Origin of the sequence: Guyparkeria hydrothermalis (genome assembly GCF_023555385.1) — a bacterium.
GTDB classification, from domain to species: Bacteria; Pseudomonadota; Gammaproteobacteria; order Halothiobacillales; family Halothiobacillaceae; genus Guyparkeria; species Guyparkeria hydrothermalis_A.
Genome location: NZ_JAJSED010000001.1, coordinates 755,213 through 768,982 on the forward strand (window position 1 = coordinate 755,213; position 13,770 = coordinate 768,982).

Consider the following 13,770-nt stretch of genomic DNA (forward strand, 5'->3'; position numbering starts at 1 on the left):
GAAAAAACATTCGTGACGTATTATTACCACGCGATGTAAGCGTAGCCGTCTTCCTGATATTCCATCAGGGCCGCGGCGCCCACTTGCTCGATGCGGGCGAATTCACGCATGTCTTCCTCGGCATAGCCGACGGTGTTCATGGTATTGCCGCAGGCAATCCATTCGACGTCGTAGTTCTTGGCGAAGCCCTCGACGCGGGCGTAGATCTCCGGGTCGACCTCACGCTTTGGCTCTTTGGCCAGCAGGTGGACCCCGCCGGCGAAACACGCGACGGCGATCTTCACGTTGCCGCCGTATTTGCCGATCATGGCGTTCATCGAGTTGAGCACGTGGGTCTGGTAGTCCACGTCGGCGTGATTGAGCTGGTAAATGACCCGGTGGGCCGGCTCGTCGCCCGGAAAGTACAGATCGTCCTGCCCCTCCTCCTGGGCATGGACACGGCCGATGCCCAGCGCCGCGCCGGCACCTGCCAGCGCTGTTATGAAACGGCGTCGATTCTTGAGAAAATCCTGCATTCCTCACCTCGTAAAGCCGCAGGCCTGGCCTGCTCTCGAATGGTTTCCACGCTCCGTCGCACCGCTCTATCGGGCGATCCTCGCCCTTTGCTGCTCATGGTAGCCCATCCCGCCGCCGGGACGAGCGCGACACTCATTCCGCCTGACCGACGCGCAGCAGCACGACACCGCCCTCGGCGTAGATCACGTCACCCGGAATACCCTCAACCCGCTGAGCACGGGTCAGCAGCAGATCGCCCGGGCGCGTGTCGCGGCGCTCCACCACCTGCTGGGCGTAGACGCCGAAGCTGGGCGTGTTCATGCCGCGCATCACCAGCGGGCCCGGCAGGTCGCGGGCGATCAGACCGGCCTCCTTGACCGGCCCCTGCTGCATCTGGCCGACGGCGTTGAGCACCAGCGCATTGACCACCAGCGAGAACGACAACGCCACCGGGATCATGATCCGCGGCAACGACCAGCGGCGGGCCATCCCGGCGGCCACCACCAGCAGCAGCGTCCCGCCGACGATCAGGTACCAGGACAGGCCGAAGAACCGGTCGCGCTCGGCCAGCATGTCCTGTACGTAAGCGGGCTTGATCTGATCGAAGTTGATCTCCACCAGCCACGGCAGCAGCAGCACGAACAGCAGGAAGGCCGCCGGCGGCAACAGGTGCAGCCAACGATTCCTGATCTGCGGCAGGTGCGAGGCCATCACCAGCATCAGCCCGATCAGCCCATAGTTGAGGTAATGCGGCAGCTTGGTGCCGGAAAACGAGAACAGCAGCAGGGTGAGGCCGAACCAGATCCAGCCGAAGCGCCGCAACGCCAGCGGAATGGAAGGCGGGTGACCGTAGCCGTTCTGCCAGTCGGAACGCAGATAGCGCAGCGACGTCAGCACCGCGCCGGTGAACGGCAGCAGGGCGACGAACGTGACCACCGGGTAGTACCACAGCCCGCCGGAATGCCCCTCCATCGCCTCGCCGAAGCGCCCGACGTTGTTCTTGAGGAAGAACTCGTCGATGAAGTGCTGGCCGTGTTCGATCCACACCGCCACGTACCACGGCACGGCCACGACCAGGAAGAGCAGGATGCCCTGCCAGTCGAGCACCGCCCGCCACCAATCGCGTCCGCGCGCGGTGGCGAGGTAGAAGAAGAAACTCGCGGCCGCCGGGATGACCACCGCCACCGGCCCCTTGGTGAGAAACCCGAGCCCCATGGCCAGATACGCCCAGCGCACCCAGCGCCGCTCGCCGGTCACCCAGTGGTTGAAGGTGGCGAACGTCGCGCCGGTGAGGAAGAACAACAGCACCGCGTCCGAGATCGCCGCCTTGCCCACGACGGTCGTCATCAGCGATGTGGCCGCGATCAGGGCGGCGAAGAAGGCCTGCCGGGCGCCCAGATGGCGATCGGCAAAGACGTAGATCATCCCTACCCACGCGGCCGAAGCGATCACCGAGGGCAGGCGGAAGGCCCACTCGGTGAAGCCGAACAGCCCCACCGAGATCGCCTGCAGCCAGTAGATCAGCACCGGCTTGGCGAAGCGCGGCTCGTCATTGAGATACGGCGTCAGGAAGTCGCCACGCTCGAACATTGCCCAGGTCGCGCCGGTGAACGCGCCCTCGTCGAGGTCGAACAGCGGCAGGCTGCCGATACCCCAGACGTAGCCGATCGCCACGGCGATGGAGAGGACGATCAGGTGGAATCGACGGGAATCGAGCATGGCAGGCGGTCTCGTGACGGTCGGATGGCCCCAACGGCGTGGGCAATAGCGATGGCGCGGCAGTATATCAACCGCGCCGCCGGGTTCGACCGCAAGAAGTCCCTCGAACTCGCTACAATGGCCTTTTGCCTTCAGATCGCGAGCCCATCATGGATCTTTACCCCCTGCTCCGCCCGCTCCTGTTCCGACTCGAGCCCGAGACGGCCCATCGCGTCACGCTCTCCCTGCTCGACCTGGCCGCGCGTACGCCATGGTGCGGCATGCAGCGGAACGGCGTGACCTCGGACCCGGTGACGCTGATGGGACTGGAATTCCCCAACCGGGTCGGTCTGGCCGCCGGGCTGGACAAGAATGCCGCCCATATCCGCGGGCTTGGCTGCCTGGGCTTCGGCTTTATCGAGGTCGGCACGCTGACCCCGCGGCCGCAGCCGGGCAACCCGGCCCCGCGCCTGTTCCGCCTGCCGCAGGCCGAGGCCCTGATCAATCGGATGGGTTTCAACAACGACGGCGTCGAGGCCGCGCTGGCGAATATCGCCGCGGCTCCGCGCAACGTCCCGCTGGGGATCAATCTGGGCAAGAACTTCGACACGCCGATCGAGGATGCGCTGGATGACTATCGCGCCGGGCTCGCCGCCGTGTACGCGCACGCCGATTACGTCACGATCAACATCTCCTCGCCCAACACCGCCAACCTGCGCAACCTGCAGGGAGGCGAGGCGTTCACCGCCCTGCTCGCGGGCCTGGCCGAGGAACGCGCCCGTCTGACCGAACAGCACGACCGCCATGTGCCGCTGGCCATCAAAATTGCCCCGGACATCGAGGACGACGAACTGCCGGCACTGACCGATGCGCTGGTCGAACACGGTATCGATGCGGTGATCGCGACCAATACCACGGTCGGTCGGCCTATGGTGGAAGGCCTGCCTCAGGCCGACGAGGCCGGCGGTTTGAGTGGCGCGCCGGTGCGCGAACGCTCGACCGAGGTAATCGCCGCCCTGCGCGAGCAGCTACCGGAGGGATTCCCGATCATCGGCGTCGGTGGCATTGATTCCGGCGAGGCCGCGCTGGCGAAGATCCGGGCAGGCGCCGACCTGGTGCAGGTTTACACGGGGCTCATCTACCGCGGACCCGCCCTGGTCGGTGAAGTCACTCAGGCCCTCGCGCAATCGGGTCACGCGTCGGATTAGGTGCCTTGCCGCAAACCTCTGGCGCTTTCTCCCTGATTTAGCAAAATAATTTTCTCCCGCGACTACACTCACTCACCGGCCGCCGACCCGTTCGTCGGCCTGCCGGTGTTTCGCCGACTCCGGGGGCTAGCCACCGTCTGCCACCGGAGGGCATCTCAAGATGCCGGCCAATGGTGGAGGTGGTGCGGTGAGAATTGCGCAGGTCGCCCCGTTACACGAAAGCGTTCCGCCCCGTACCTATGGGGGAACCGAGCGCATCGTGCACTACCTCACCGAAGCACTGGTGAAACAAGGACACGAGGTGACCCTCTACGCCAGCGGCGATTCCCGAACCAGCGCGCGTCTGCATCCAGGCGTGAGGGAATCCCTAAGGGTCTCGACGACACGACGAGACCCCCTTGCGTGGCACGTCCTGCAACTCGCCCTGGTGGCCCAGGAAGCGGCGGATTACGATCTGGTCCATTTCCATACCGACTTCCTACACTTCCCGCTCTGGCGCCGGATGTCGGTCCCTCAACTGACTACTCTCCACGGGCGCCTGAACCTCCCGGACCTCCTCCCCCTGTTCGAGGAATTCAGCGACATCCACGTCGCCTCCATCTCCGATAATCAGCGCGGCGCGCTACGGGACGTCGCCCGGTGGGCGGGGACCGTCTACAACGGCATCCCGGCCGGTTCCTACACGTTTCGGCACGAACAGGGACGCTACTTGGCCTTCCTCGGGCGGATCTCGCCGGAAAAGGGACCCGAAGCGGCGATCGACATCGCCATCCGGGCGGGTATCCCACTGAAAATGGCCGCCAAGGTCGACCCGGTCGACCGGGACTACTTTGAGGCCCGCGTCCGGGACCGCCTGACGCATCCGCTGATCGAGTACGTGGGCGAGATTGACGAGCAAGGCAAGAACGAATTGCTAGGCGGGGCGCTGGCCCTGTTGTTCCCAATCGACTGGCCGGAGCCATTCGGACTGGCCATGGTCGAGGCGATGGCGTGCGGCACGCCGGTTATTGCCTACCGCCAGGGCGCCGTACCCGAGGTCATGAGCGAAGGCGTAAGCGGCTTCGTGGTCGCGTCGGTCGACGAGGCGGTAAGCGCCCTCGACCGGATCGACCGGATCGATCGCTCCGCCTGCCGTGCCTATTTCGAGCAGCGCTTCACCGTCGATCACATGGTTCGCGGGTATCTGGATCTTTATCGGCAGCTTGCCGCGCCCGCGTGAGCGCAATGTTTCTTTCGAACCGACTGATGGAGGGGTAACCGATGGACGACGCGATTCAGATCGACAACCGCTGGTATATCCCGGCCATGTCGGCCCGAGCGGACGACCGCAACCGCGTGCTGAAGTCCGGGGATGGCTTCGTGGTGTTCAGCCGTCATGGGGAAATGGGCCATGCCGGCTTCGGCGACCAAGGGTTTTACTACCGCGGCACCCGGCATGTGTCCTACTGGCACCTTCTGCTCGCCGGGCGAGAGCCGGTATTATTGAATTCCATGGTCCATCTGGACAACAGTCGACTGGCGATCGACCAGACATCACCTGACCTGTTCGTCGACGGAAGATGCTGGTTGCCGAAGGGCAGCCTGCACATACGTCGGGAGCTAGGGATCCACGATTACGTCCTTACCGAGCAGCTGTCGCTGACCAACTACCACCAGGAAACGCGTGCCTTCGAGCTGACCTACGAGATCGGCGCGGACTTCCGCGATATCTTCGAGGTCCGAGGCAACACACGGCCCCGCCGAGGCAATGATCGGACACCCCAGATCGAGGCGAACGCGATGATATTCGGTTATGACGGACTCGATGGCGTGACCCGGCGCACACGAGCCGGCTTTTCGCCCGCCCCAAGCAGGATTGACGCGAACACGGCCAGTTTCGACATCGAACTCGGACCGGGCGAGAGTTGCCACATCGAGACAACGATCTCCTGCGATATTGGAGAGGCCGGGTTTCTCGTCCCGGACCACGATCGGACCATGCAGGCAATCGAGGCAGAGGTCGCCGCCGACCGGGAATCACGTACCGAGGTAATCACCGACAACGAACAATTTAACGACTGGATCAACCGCTCGGTGGCCGATCTCCAGATGCTTACCACCCGGACACGCCACGGCCCCTACCCCTATGCCGGGGTGCCGTGGTTCTCGACCCCATTCGGTCGCGACGGCATCATCACCGCGCTACAGACGCTCTGGACGCAGCCCGAGATCGGACGGGGCGTGTTGACCTTCCTGGCCGATACCCAAGCCGACGGCGAGGATCCGGCCAACGAGGCCGAACCGGGGAAGATCATTCACGAAATGCGCGATGGCGAAATGGCGGCGCTCGGTGAAGTACCCTTCCGCCGCTACTACGGCTCGGTAGATGCCACGCCGCTATTCGTGATGTTGGCGTATAAATACTACCGCCGGACCGGCGATCGCGAATTCATCCGGGGGATCTGGCCCAATATCTCACGGGCGCTGGCATGGGTCACCGGACAGTTGTCACAGCATGGATTTCTTGTCTACTCACGGCATGACGCCAAGGGCCTGGTCCAACAGGGCTGGAAGGATTCCGATGATGCCGTCTTTCACGTTGACGGACAGCCGCCCCGGCCACCGGTCGCGATATGCGAAGTACAGGGCTATGCCTTCGATGCCCTGCGCCGGGGAAGCGAAATGGCTGACCTTCTCGGTCTCGCCCCCCTGGCGTCCGACTGGCGCCGATCGGCGGAGGAACTGCAGGCTCGTTTCGAGCAGCGCTTCTGGCTCGAACAGATCGGGACGTACGCCCTGGCGATCGACGGGGACGATCGACCCTGCGCGGTGCGCAGCTCCAACCCTGGTCATCTGCTCTATTCGGGTATCGTCTCCCCCGAACGGGCGGCCCGGGTCAGCGCGGGGCTGATCTCGCCAGCGGCGTTCAACGGCTGGGGCGTACGCACCATCTTCGAGAAAGAATGCCGCTATAACCCGATGTCCTACCACAACGGGTCTGTCTGGCCCCACGATACCGCCATCGCGGCAGCGGGCATGGCGGCCTACGGTCACAAGGACGACGCCTTGGTGCTACTCGAAGGGCTGTTCAACGCCGCCATTCACTTCGATCTACATCGCCTGCCGGAGCTGTTCTGTGGGTTTGAGCGCATATCGGGACAGGCGCCAACCCAGTACCCGGTGGCCTGCTCACCGCAAGCCTGGGCCAGCGGCACCGTGTTCATGTTCCTGGAGGCGATGCTCGGATTGCACGTTGACCCGGACGCGGCTCGCGTCTCACTCGACCATCCGCGCCTACCGGATTACATCACCTGGCTGCGCATACGACGTATTCGACACCGGAACGCAGAACTCGACCTGATCGTTCGTCGGCACGGCAAGGACATCGCGGTCAATATCGAGCGACGAGCAGGCCCGATGGAACTCAATGTGACGGTGTGAGGTTGACCGCTGCCAGGTCCGCCGTCTGGACCTCACCGTGCCGAGGTTCACCGACCCTTGGCGCTGCGACGGGAGGCGCAGATGGGGCAATCGGGATCCTGACGATACTTGATGGTACGCCACTCGGCATCCTTAAGATCGAACAGCGCCAGGCGGCCGATCAGGGGCCACCCTGACCCGGCCAGCACCTTGATCGCCTCGGCGGCCTGCAGGCTGCCGATCATGCCCACCAGCGGCGAGAGCACGCCGGTTTCGGCGCAGCGCAGCTCGTCGCCACCCTCCTCGCGGTACAGGCAGCGATAGCAGGGCGCATCTACGTCGCGGTGATCGAAGACGGTCACCTGTCCGGCCCACTGGATCGCGGCACCGGAGACCAGCGGCACCCGTTTGTCGGCACAGGCGGCATTGAGGGCAAAACGCAGCTCGAAGTTGTCCGAGCAGTCGACCACCAGATCGACGCCGGCCACCGCCTCGACCAACCGCGCGCCCGCCAGCTTGGTCTCGATCGGCACCAGACTCACCTCGGGGTTGACCTCGTGCAGGCGTGCGGCGGCCGAGGCGACCTTGCTCTGCCCCACGCGTGCCTGATCGTGCACCACCTGGCGCTGCAGGTTGGACAGATCGACCTGGTCGAAGTCCGCCAGGTGAAGCTCGCCCACCCCGCTCGCGGCGAGGTACAGCGCTACCGGCGAGCCCAGCCCACCGAGACCGACGACCAACACCCGCGCGGAAAGCAGGCGTTCCTGGCCCTCGTAATCCAGGCCGTCGAGCATGATATGGCGCCCGTAGCGCAGCAGTTGATCGTCGTTCATCGTCTCGTCGTGGATCTCTTGCGGTAATACGGCCGCGGCAACGCAAAAGCCCGGCCGAAGCCGGGCATCGTTGCCAGATCGCGCCTCAAGGCAGTCTTCAGAGGTAGTGACGCCAGGGGTCGTCCGGGCGTTCGGCGCTCTCCTCGACATGGCGATCGCGGATAACACCCGCCTCACCGGTAGCGCGATACTTCTGCAGCGGCAGGTTGCAGCCCTCGATGCCCAACGCCTCGCGCTGGCTCTGCTCGGTGTAGTCGACCAGCGCGCACTTGAGCTTCTCCATCAGGGCGGCATCCAGATGGAACCCGCCGGCCTGCAGCGCCAACCGGATCGACTTGAGGCAGATGGCGGCCAGGTCGTACTCCACCTCCAGGCAGAACGGACCGCGCCGCCGGGCCTCGATCACGCCGGGAAGCCACCGGGCGAAGTGCTCTGCGCCTCGAGCCGGTTCACCTTCCTGGTGCGGGCCTCGAAACCAGATTTCGTGCGTCTTGATCAGTTGTCTTTCGTCCATGCCGCCGCCTCGGGTTCGTCCCGGTCTGGGCTTTCACGGACTCAAGACTAGCGCAGTTGGCAGGGCGAACCAAGAACGGCAACGTCGCCCGATGAGCAGGTCTCAGCGCGGGCGTCGCCCCCCCGTAACCCGGTGATGACCGCCGACATCCCGCCGTGTGTCGATCGCCTCGAAACCGGCCTCACGGAGAAGCCCGGCGACTGCCTCGGCCTGCCCGAAGCCGTGCTCCAGCAGCAGCCACCCGCCCGGACGCAACGCTCCTTGCGCCTCGGAGACGATGCGCCAGTAGTCGGCCAGACCGGCGTCGGCGGCTACCAGTGCCTCCACCGGCTCGTGCCGCAGGTCACCCTGTTCGAGATGGGGGTCATCGGGCGCGATGTACGGCGGATTGCTAACGATCAGGTCGATCGAGCCGGGCGCGATGGCAGTCAGCCAGTCTCCCCGCCAAACGCCCATGCGTACCGCGGCACCCTGCCCGGCCAGAAAGGCTCGGTTCCGTGCTGCCAGATCGATTGCCACCGCACTGCGATCGACGGCATGCACGTCGGCATCAGGTCGTTCGGCCGCAATCGACAATCCGATCGCCCCCGTACCGGTGCCGAGGTCTAATACCCGGAAAGACACCGTCGGCGGAATCAGTTCGAGGGCCCATTCCACCAGTATTTCTGTATCGGGGCGCGGGATGAGCACCCCGGGCGCGGTCCGAAAGCGATATCGCCAGAAGCCGCGCTCGCCAACAAGATAGGCGACCGGTTCGCCCGCGGCTCGTCGAGCGCAGAGTGCCTCCAATCGCTCGCGTACTTCGGGCTCGGGTGCACGATCGCCCTTCAGCATCAGGGCGGTAGTGTCGTCGCCGGTGACGAAACCGGCCAGCAGACGGGCCTCGAACAGGGCTTCGGTGCGGTCACATCCTCGGCCGGCCGCGATCGTGCCCGCGCAACGACGCAGCAGCGCATCGAGAGATGCGTCGATGGCCGACGAGCTCACGCGCCTTCCTGGGCCAAGGCCTCGAGTTGGGCGGCCTGATCTGCCTGACGCAGCGGAACCACCACCTGGGCCAGATCGCCACCGAGGATCTTTTCCAGCTGATGGACGGTGAGATTGATGCGGTGATCCGTGACACGACCTTGCGGGAAATTGTAGGTACGGATGCGATCCGAGCGGTCACCGGTGCCGACCAGGGCCTTGCGATTGGCCGCCGTCGCCTCGGCTTGCTCGCGGCGCGCCTCGTCGGCGAGCTTGGCCGCCAGCAGGTCCATCGCCCGGGCGCGGTTCTTGTGCTGCGAGCGTTCCTCCTGACATTCGACCACCGTGCCAGTGGGCAGGTGGGTGATGCGGATCGCCGAGTCGGTCTTGTTGACGTGCTGACCGCCCGCGCCCGAGGCCCGGAAGGTATCGACGCGCAGGTCGTTCGAGTTGATCTCCGGCGCATCCGCCGCCGGGATGACGGGCATCACGGCCACCGTGGCCGCCGAAGTATGGATTCGCCCCTGGGTCTCGGTCACCGGCACTCGCTGCACGCGGTGCGCGCCCGACTCGAACTTGAGCCACGAGTAGACCCCGTCGCCGCTGACCCGCGATATCAGTTCGCGGTAGCCACCATGTTCGCCCTCGGAGGCCGAGAGCACCTCGACTTTCCAGCCCTGGGCCTCGGCAAACCGTCCGTACATGCGGAACAGGTCGCCGGCGAAGATAGCCGCCTCGTCACCGCCAGCCCCGGCACGAATCTCGAGGAAGACATCTCCCTCGTCGTTGGGGTCTTCGGGCAGCAATTGGCGCTCGATCTCGGCGTCGAGATCGGCGTGACGCGCCTCGAGCTCGCCCAGCTCCTCCCGCGCCATCTCGGCCATCTCCGGGTCGCCGCCATCGACCAGTGAGCGGGCCTCCTCGAGGTCCTTCTCCACCGCGCGGAAGGCATCGACGGTCTTAACCAGCGCCTCAAGACGACCGTACTCGCGCGACAGGCGCTGGAAACGCTCCTGATCGGCGATGACATCGGGGTCCGCCAGCAGCGCGGTGACTTCCTCGAAACGTTCCACCAGGTTATCGAGACGGGCGACGAGGGCTTTGTGCATAAGGTGCGCGGTAATCGAAAACGAAAAATAAGCGGAGCGGGGTCAGGCGACGAGCTTCGACATCGCCCGTGGCTCCCCGACGGGATACGGACGCGTCAAGAGGATCGGCCGGCTAGGATTCCCGGTCGTCGTCGGCCGAGCGTCCGCCCCACTGCCCGACGGGCAAGGCACGCTGAGCGAGGGACTCGGCGTCCTCGTCCAGCCCGACCACGTGGGAGACGCTCTGTACGGTGGCCAGATCGCCACTGACGCAGGCCTGACGCAGAACCACCGTCGGCTGGTGGATCAAGCGATTCGTGAGGGTGCGCGCGAGATAGTCAAGTGCGTCTTGCGGATCGCGACCCGATTCGATCATCGAGCGGGCACGGGCAAGCGTTTCATCACGCATCTGCTCGGCCCGCTGACGATAGTTGCGGATCAGCTCGGCGCCGGTCTGCAGTTGGACCCACTGCAGGAAGTGTTCGACCTGGACCTCGATGATCTCCTCGGCCTGCTCGGCGGCCTCGCGACGGCTGCGCTGGCCTTCGTCGATGACCGTCTTGAGATCGTCGACGGTGTAGAGATAGACGTCCTGGAGCTTGCCCACCTGCGGCTCGATGTCGCGCGGCACGGCAATGTCGACCATGAAGATCGGCCGGCGCTTGCGCTCGCGGATCGCCTGTTCGACCGCGCCCTTGCCCAGCACCGGCAGCGAACTGGCGGTCGAGGAGATCACGATATCCGCCCGGTGCAGGTGGGCCGGGATGTCACCCAGCCCGATGGCGCTCCCTTCGTACTGCTCGGCGAGCATGTGGGCGCGCTCGATGGAACGATTGGCGACGATCACCCGCGACAGGCCCGCCGACTGCAGGTGACGAGCGCACAGCTCGATGGTTTCGCCCGCGCCGATCAGTAGCGCGGTCTTTTCCTCCAGCGAGCCGAAGATCTGCCGAGCCAGGCTGACCGCGGCGAAGGCGACGGAGACCGGCGAGGCACCGATCTGCGTGTCGGTCCGCACCTGCTTGGCCACCGCGAAGGTGTTCTGAAACAGCCGGCCGAGGATCGGCCCGAGGGCGTTGGCGTCCTGGGCCAGGGTGAAGGCGTCCTTGATCTGGCCGAGGATCTGCGGCTCGCCCAGTACCATGGAATCGAGCCCGCAGGCCACCCGCATCAGGTGGCGGATGGCCGACTCGTCGGTGTGGGCATAGATGTACGGGCGCAGCGTCTCGGGCGACATCCGGTGGGAAGTCGCCAGCCATTCGACCAGTGCATCGACCAGGCACTCGGAATGCGTGTAGATCTCGGTGCGGTTACAGGTCGAGACGATTGCCGCCTCGCGCGCGCCGCAATCGTCGATGAGATCCTTGAGGGCTTCCTGCACGCGATCGGGGCCGAACGCGATCCGCTCGCGCACGTCCACGGGTGCGGTCTTGTGGTTAACCCCGAAGGCGATCAGTGACATGGCGGAATTATATCCCCGGACGCCCCGATTTGACGATCCCCCGGCGTGCTCATCGCTTCGGCATCCCGAGGCGACCGGCGCGACCGGGCCAGTAACGCAGGGTGGCGACGAACAGTGACAGCACGCCCACCAGCGCGACCAGCCAGTTGGCCCATACCCCCTGCGGGTAGCCGACGTCCACCCACGGCGCGCCCAGGGCGCAGATCGCGCACACGACCACGGCCACCGGCACGGGCCAGCGGGCATGCCGGGCAGCCGGCCAGCGATCGGTCAGGCGCGCGGCCGCCCAGGCGGATACCAGGCCGATGATCGAGCCGGCGAGCACGTCTGTCGGCCAATGGACGCCGGCGATCATCCGACCGGCACCCATCACCGAGGCCAGCACCAGCAGACCGGCCACCCACGGCCAGCGCAGCCGCAGGCCGAAAATCAACAGTCCTGCCAGCGTGAAGGCCGTGACCGTGTGCCCCGACGGGAACGCCTTGCTCGAGATCGAGTGACCGATGAGGTTGAAATCGCCCGGGCCGAACACCGCCGGGGGGCGCATGACATCCAGCGCCGGCTTGAGCCCATGAGTGATAGCCGTGGCAATAATCACGGCGAACAGGGTGAGGATGGCCAGCCGCGGGCGCCACAGAACGAATGGCAGAAGCAGACCCAGCGCGAGCCAGGTGTCGGCCAGCGCATTGATCCCGGCCCAGAACGGCACCGTCGCCTCGACGCCACCCAGACCATTGAACTGATGGAACACGACCTCTCGGCCGCCCGGCCAGGCGAACACCGCCACCAGCAGCACCGCCGCCGTCACGATGAAGGCCAGCACCAGCTGGGTGGCCGGATCGGGGTCACGATATTGCTCGACCGAGGCGGTCATCACCGATCCCCCTCGGTATTCGTCTTGGCCGGACTGGTGCCCCCCGGCTCGAGGAAGGCGTCATGCTCGCCCTCGGCATCGAATCGTACCGGCAAGTGGTAGGTGCGCACGTTGCGGGACTCGTAGTAGGTGCGCGACAACATCTCCGAGAGCACGCCGGTGGTCAGGATCTGCACCGCGATCAGCACGAACAGGATCGACACCAGCAGTAGCGGCCGGTCGCCGATGTCGTGCCCGAGGAGCTTTTCGATCAGTAGGTAGAACATGCCCAGCCCACCGAGCAGGCCGAAACCGGTCCCGAGCAGACCAAAGAAGTGCGCCGGCCGGGCCGAGAACCGCATGAAGAAGTAAACGCTGAGCAGGTCGATCACCACGCGGAAGGTGCGCGACAGGCCGTACTTGGACGTGCCGGCGGTACGCGGGTGGTGGGTGACCACCTCCTCGGCGATGCGGCTGGGCGCGGTCTGGGTCGCCAGCCACGCCGGGATGAAACGGTGCATCTCACCGTAGAGACGCACGCCTTTGATCACCTCGGCACGGAATACCTTCAGGCTGCAACCGTAGTCGTGCAGGTTCACGCCCGTCAGGCGGCGGATCAGCCGGTTGGCAAGCCACGATGGCACCTTGCGCACCCAGAGGTTGTCCTTGCGATCGCGTCGCCAGCCGGCAACCAGATCCAGGTCCTCGCGCAGCAGCCGATCGACCATGCGCGGAATGTCGATCGGGTCGTTCTGCAGGTCGCCGTCCATCGTGACGATCACCTCGCCGCGCGCCAGGTCGATGCCCGCCTGCATCGCAGCGGTCTGACCGAAATTGCGCGTCAGCGGAATCGGCCGCACGTGCGTGCCATACGATTCACGCGCCTTGCGGGCGCGGGCGACCGTCGCGTCCGAGGAGCCATCGTCGACCAACAGCAGTTCCCAGGCTCCGTTATACTGGGCGAGTGCCTCGTGGACTCGGTCGACCAGCGGTGCCACGTTCTCCTGCTCGTTGAACATCGGCACGACGATCGATAGCGGCGCGGCAAGCATGGTCGACATCGGATGGGTTCCTCGGGAACGAATAATCGTGCGGTACGATACAGACCGTATGACGGGCCAGAAGAAGACGATCGCACGTCAGAACGCGGGCAGTGTACGGCAGGAGCCTCATCGATCGCCAGCCGCCACCCCGGACCAGGCCCACGAAACGCCCCACTCCGACCAACCGCGATAGGGCCATTCGCCGAACGAC

Annotated in this window: 12 protein-coding genes; 3 read left to right on the forward strand and 9 right to left on the reverse strand. The window is 65.4% G+C overall.

All coding sequences use genetic code 11. The features are described 5' to 3' along the window. Positions 1-23: 23 nt before the first annotated feature. Positions 24-515 (reverse strand): DsrE family protein, encoded by a 492-nt coding sequence (locus tag LV476_RS03490; protein ID WP_250073481.1) that lies wholly within the window; start codon positions 513-515, stop codon positions 24-26. Positions 516-648: 133 nt separating this feature from the next. After that, the gene (locus LV476_RS03495) at positions 649-2,214 is read right to left on the reverse strand and encodes an ArnT family glycosyltransferase (protein ID WP_250073483.1); all 1,566 of its coding nucleotides are present in this window, start codon (positions 2,212-2,214) and stop codon (positions 649-651) included. Positions 2,215-2,363: 149 nt separating this feature from the next. Between LV476_RS03495 and LV476_RS03500 the strand changes: the two genes are divergently transcribed. The 3 genes from LV476_RS03500 (at position 2,364) to LV476_RS03510 (ending at position 6,821) form a co-directional block, all read left to right on the forward strand. After that, entirely contained in the window at positions 2,364-3,401 is a 1,038-nt protein-coding gene (locus LV476_RS03500; protein WP_250073485.1) for a quinone-dependent dihydroorotate dehydrogenase, read from the forward strand. A gap of 160 nt (positions 3,402-3,561) precedes the next feature. Then, positions 3,562-4,620: a glycosyltransferase family 4 protein gene (locus tag LV476_RS03505; protein WP_284047402.1), complete on the forward strand. Its 1,059-nt coding sequence runs from the start codon at positions 3,562-3,564 to the stop codon at positions 4,618-4,620. Between the two features lie 41 nt (positions 4,621-4,661). Continuing rightward, a complete protein-coding gene (locus LV476_RS03510) occupies positions 4,662-6,821 on the forward strand; it encodes an amylo-alpha-1,6-glucosidase (protein ID WP_250073490.1) in 2,160 nt (719 codons plus the stop codon). 47 nt (positions 6,822-6,868) lie between these two features. On the opposite strand, the gene LV476_RS03515 is transcribed toward LV476_RS03510, so the two are convergent. From LV476_RS03515 to LV476_RS03545, 7 genes are all read right to left on the reverse strand, one after another. Beyond that, positions 6,869-7,633: a HesA/MoeB/ThiF family protein gene (locus LV476_RS03515; RefSeq protein ID WP_250073492.1), complete on the reverse strand. Its 765-nt coding sequence runs from the start codon at positions 7,631-7,633 to the stop codon at positions 6,869-6,871. Positions 7,634-7,730: 97 nt separating this feature from the next. Continuing rightward, positions 7,731-8,147, reverse strand: a complete 417-nt coding sequence (locus LV476_RS03520) for a hypothetical protein (protein WP_250073494.1) — start codon at positions 8,145-8,147, stop codon at positions 7,731-7,733. Between the two features lie 102 nt (positions 8,148-8,249). Beyond that, entirely contained in the window at positions 8,250-9,134 is an 885-nt protein-coding gene (gene prmC / locus LV476_RS03525; protein WP_250073496.1) for a peptide chain release factor N(5)-glutamine methyltransferase, read from the reverse strand. Further along, positions 9,131-10,222 (reverse strand): peptide chain release factor 1, encoded by a 1,092-nt coding sequence (gene prfA / locus LV476_RS03530; protein WP_250073497.1) that lies wholly within the window; start codon positions 10,220-10,222, stop codon positions 9,131-9,133. The genes prmC and prfA overlap by 4 nt, the downstream gene beginning before the upstream one ends. Before the next feature lie 112 nt (positions 10,223-10,334). Further along, on the reverse strand, positions 10,335-11,663 hold the full coding sequence (hemA, locus tag LV476_RS03535; RefSeq protein ID WP_250073499.1) for a glutamyl-tRNA reductase: 1,329 nt from the start codon (positions 11,661-11,663) through the stop codon (positions 10,335-10,337). 49 nt (positions 11,664-11,712) lie between these two features. After that, on the reverse strand, positions 11,713-12,537 hold the full coding sequence (locus LV476_RS03540) for a phosphatase PAP2 family protein (protein WP_250073501.1): 825 nt from the start codon (positions 12,535-12,537) through the stop codon (positions 11,713-11,715). After that, on the reverse strand, positions 12,537-13,577 hold the full coding sequence (locus LV476_RS03545) for a glycosyltransferase family 2 protein (protein WP_250073503.1): 1,041 nt from the start codon (positions 13,575-13,577) through the stop codon (positions 12,537-12,539). Before LV476_RS03545 ends, LV476_RS03540 begins: the two co-directional genes overlap by 1 nt. Positions 13,578-13,770 lie beyond the last annotated feature (193 nt).

Coding starts and splice junctions, on each gene's coding strand:
- LV476_RS03490 (WP_250073481.1), bottom strand. CDS start 515: ATGCAGGATTTTCTCAAGAATCGACGCCGTTTCATAACAGCGCTGGCA.
- LV476_RS03495 (WP_250073483.1), bottom strand. CDS start 2,214: ATGCTCGATTCCCGTCGATTCCACCTGATCGTCCTCTCCATCGCCGTG.
- LV476_RS03500 (WP_250073485.1), top strand. CDS start 2,364: ATGGATCTTTACCCCCTGCTCCGCCCGCTCCTGTTCCGACTCGAGCCC.
- LV476_RS03505 (WP_284047402.1), top strand. CDS start 3,562: ATGCCGGCCAATGGTGGAGGTGGTGCGGTGAGAATTGCGCAGGTCGCC.
- LV476_RS03510 (WP_250073490.1), top strand. CDS start 4,662: ATGGACGACGCGATTCAGATCGACAACCGCTGGTATATCCCGGCCATG.
- LV476_RS03515 (WP_250073492.1), bottom strand. CDS start 7,633: ATGAACGACGATCAACTGCTGCGCTACGGGCGCCATATCATGCTCGAC.
- LV476_RS03520 (WP_250073494.1), bottom strand. CDS start 8,147: ATGGACGAAAGACAACTGATCAAGACGCACGAAATCTGGTTTCGAGGC.
- prfA (WP_250073497.1), bottom strand. CDS start 10,222: ATGCACAAAGCCCTCGTCGCCCGTCTCGATAACCTGGTGGAACGTTTC.
- hemA (WP_250073499.1), bottom strand. CDS start 11,663: ATGTCACTGATCGCCTTCGGGGTTAACCACAAGACCGCACCCGTGGAC.
- LV476_RS03540 (WP_250073501.1), bottom strand. CDS start 12,537: ATGACCGCCTCGGTCGAGCAATATCGTGACCCCGATCCGGCCACCCAG.
- LV476_RS03545 (WP_250073503.1), bottom strand. CDS start 13,577: ATGTCGACCATGCTTGCCGCGCCGCTATCGATCGTCGTGCCGATGTTC.